General features: G+C 70.5%; 3 protein-coding genes and 1 pseudogene. 2 read left to right on the top strand and 2 right to left on the bottom strand.

All coding sequences use genetic code 11. From position 1 onward, the window contains the following. Window positions 1–375 (top strand): annotated as a pseudogene (prfC, locus tag VNS22_RS19305) (peptide chain release factor 3); the annotation flags it as partial. 37 nt (window positions 376–412) lie between these two features. Here the strand turns inward: prfC and VNS22_RS19300 are convergent. After that, window positions 413–1,168: a hypothetical protein gene (locus tag VNS22_RS19300; protein ID WP_325735305.1), complete on the bottom strand. Its 756-nt coding sequence runs from the start codon at window positions 1,166–1,168 to the stop codon at window positions 413–415. 13 nt (window positions 1,169–1,181) lie between these two features. Continuing rightward, window positions 1,182–1,961, bottom strand: coding sequence for a hypothetical protein (locus tag VNS22_RS19295; RefSeq protein WP_325735303.1), 780 nt, complete (start codon window positions 1,959–1,961; stop codon window positions 1,182–1,184). 176 nt (window positions 1,962–2,137) lie between these two features. Between VNS22_RS19295 and VNS22_RS19290 the strand changes: the two genes are divergently transcribed. Further along, a partial coding sequence (locus VNS22_RS19290) for a hypothetical protein (RefSeq protein WP_325735301.1) occupies window positions 2,138–2,747 on the top strand: 610 nt, incomplete at its 3' end.

Here is a 2,747-nt window from a genome sequence, read left to right as displayed (position 1 = left end):
CCGATGAAGGCCAAGCATCTGCAAAAGGCGCTGGGTGATCTCGCCGAGGAGGGCGTCACCCAGGTGTTCAAGCCGATGCTGGGGGCGGGCTTCGTCGTGGGCGTGGTCGGCCAGCTCCAGCTCGACGTGCTGCGCTCGCGGCTGGATGCCGAGTACGGCCTGCCGGTGCGCTTCGACGAGGCGCCGTTCATCACCGCGCGCTGGGTCGACGGCGACCAGGCCCTGCTCGACCAGTTCGTGCGCACCAAGTCGGCGAGCCTGGCCGAGGACCGCGACGGCAACCCAGTCTACATGGCGCGCAACAACTGGGACCTGAACCGGGTGAAGGACGACTACCCCAAGCTGAAGTTCACCGCGACGCGCGAACGGAGCTGACGGTCGCCGGCTCGGAGGCCCCCCTGCCGGCCCCGCCCTACCGGGTGGGCAGGGCGGCCTCACCTTCGGTCAGCGCCCGCCACGCCCAGGCGATCAGCCCGCTGGTGAGCGCGATGAACAGGAGGGTCAGGAGATGGCCGACGATCCGCAGCGAGGGGTGGTCGGCCAGCGCCGCGTCCGGATCGACCGCCATGATCATGGTGCCGATCGGGATCACCAGCAGCAGGGTGACCACGTAGCCGGACACCGCCGTGAGCACGAAGGCGGCGAGCAGGCGCCACCAGCTGCCGTCCCCGGCCTGCCAGCCCGCCTGCAGCTTCGAGCCCGGCAGCTCGATCGCCGCTGGTGCGAACACCAGGGCCAGCCTCGCCACGAACGGGAGGGCGATCAGCAGGGCGGCGATCTTGGCCAGGCCGACATAGGTCGGGACCTGGCCGAACACGGCATAGGCGATCGCCGGGGTGGCCGGGACCGCCGCCAGCAGGATCAGCACGAAGTTCCAGACGAGGTAGCGTAGCGCCCCGCCGTTCAGGGGTGCGGGACCGGCCCGGCGCTCGTCCAGCAGGACGTGGCGGATCCAGGCGCGTGCCAGGATCAGGCCGGCCAGATAGGCGATGCCCGCCTCGACGCGGCCGTACCAGGGCTCCAGTCCGCCGGCGAGGAAGGGCGAGGCCGCGGCCATCGCGACCGGGATCAGGAACCAGGGCAGGCCCAGCTTCAGCAGGTCGAGCTTGTGGCGGATCACGTGGAGCCAGGCGAGGCCGACCACCCGGTAGACCGGCAATCTGTGCAAGGGACCCTCGTCGTCAAACGGAAGTGTTGATCGCCGGCTGCTGCTGGGCCAGCCGCCGCCAGGTGAGCGAGAAATAGATGGCGAGCAGGCAGGCCTCGAGCAGATCGGTCAGCAGCGCCAGGGCCTGCGGCAGGTTCTGCAGGATCGGCACGCCGGCAAAGCCGTTGCCCAGCACCAGGAGCAGGAGCGTGCTGGCGATCATCACCGGCGCCAGCAGGATGATCGCGCCCAGCAGCAGGCGGAAGCCCTGGCTGCGGGTCTGCTCCCATGCCTGCGAGAAGCTGCATCTCAGGTCCAGCGCCGCCGCCGGCAGCACCGGATGGAGCCGGCAGATCACCAGCAGCATGGCGAACATGCTGGGCAGGATCGCCAGCTGGATCGAGGCCAAGCCGCCGCCGCCCAGCACGATCGCGAGCAGCACGATCACCATGACCGGCAGCATCGACGCCAGCAGCACGCCCAGCATGCGCAGGGCGTAGCGCACGCTGCGCCCGTCGATCGGCAGGAGCGGCGGCAGGGGCTCGGACAGCAGCACCGAGCGGTGCAGCGCCACCGAGGCCGCGGCCAGCACCAGTGCCTCGACCATCTTCAGGACGATCAGGCTGCCCATGCCGGGCGGCAGGAGCATGGCGTCGCCGGGAGCCTCGGGATCGGGCAGTTCCACCGGGCCCACCATTCCGCGCACCAGCACGGCCACCAGCAGGAGCAGCACGAACCACAGGCCGGCGCTATCCACCAGCGCCCGCCGGCGGTCCAGGAAGAAGGTCCAGCATTCACGAACGATGTCTTGCACGGCAAGAGGTTGCATCAACATGCTGCTCCGGGTTCACCAGCCGTGCCGGACGAAGGGTTCGGGTCCCCGCGATGCGGGAGCGCTGTCTCTGGCGGGATGGGCCATTCCGACGTGGCACCAGTCGCCAGGACGAGGCAAGCTGGATATAGGGAGCGCGTCGTCCAGGAGGAACCGTCGTGCGCGTCCGATCGTCCGCAAGATCCGGGGCGACCTCGCTCCTTTGCCTGCTGCTGCTGCCCCTGCACCAGGGATTCGCCGCGGAGCCGCCGGTACTCGACCAGGTGGTGATGTCCACCGCCGGCATGGGCTGGCTGGGCTTTCGTGCCACGACCGAGGCCGATGGCAGCGTGGCGCTCGACCTGCCGGCCGGGCAGCTCGACGATGCGCTCAAGAGCCTCACCGTGATCCCACAAGGCGACCGCGACGGCTTCCGCCTGGAGCAGGTCGTGATCGGCGGCAGCGGCGTGCTGGCCGACCCCTACCAGGATACGCCGCTGAACCCGGGCGACCTCGTCGGGCTCACCGCGCTGCTGGAGCGGCTGCGCGGCAGCGAGATCGCGGTCGACACCCACTATGGCGAGGAACCCCTGGTCGGGCGGATCGTCGCCGTCGACCGGCGCGCCGAGGGCCAGGACGGCACGGTGGTCGAGCGTCCCTGGCTGGTCCTGTCCAGCCCGGACGGGCTGGTCTCGGTGGAGCTCGGCGACGTGGAGGCGATCCGCCTGGAGGACGAGGCCGCCCAGCGGGCCCTCGACCGGGTGCTGGAGCGCAGCGTCCAGGCGCGCA

Source organism: Geminicoccus sp. (assembly GCF_035556675.1).
Taxonomy (GTDB): domain Bacteria; phylum Pseudomonadota; class Alphaproteobacteria; order Geminicoccales; family Geminicoccaceae; genus Geminicoccus.
Note: the sequence above shows the minus strand (reverse complement) of the source record. Positions and strands in the feature narration are given on the sequence as shown.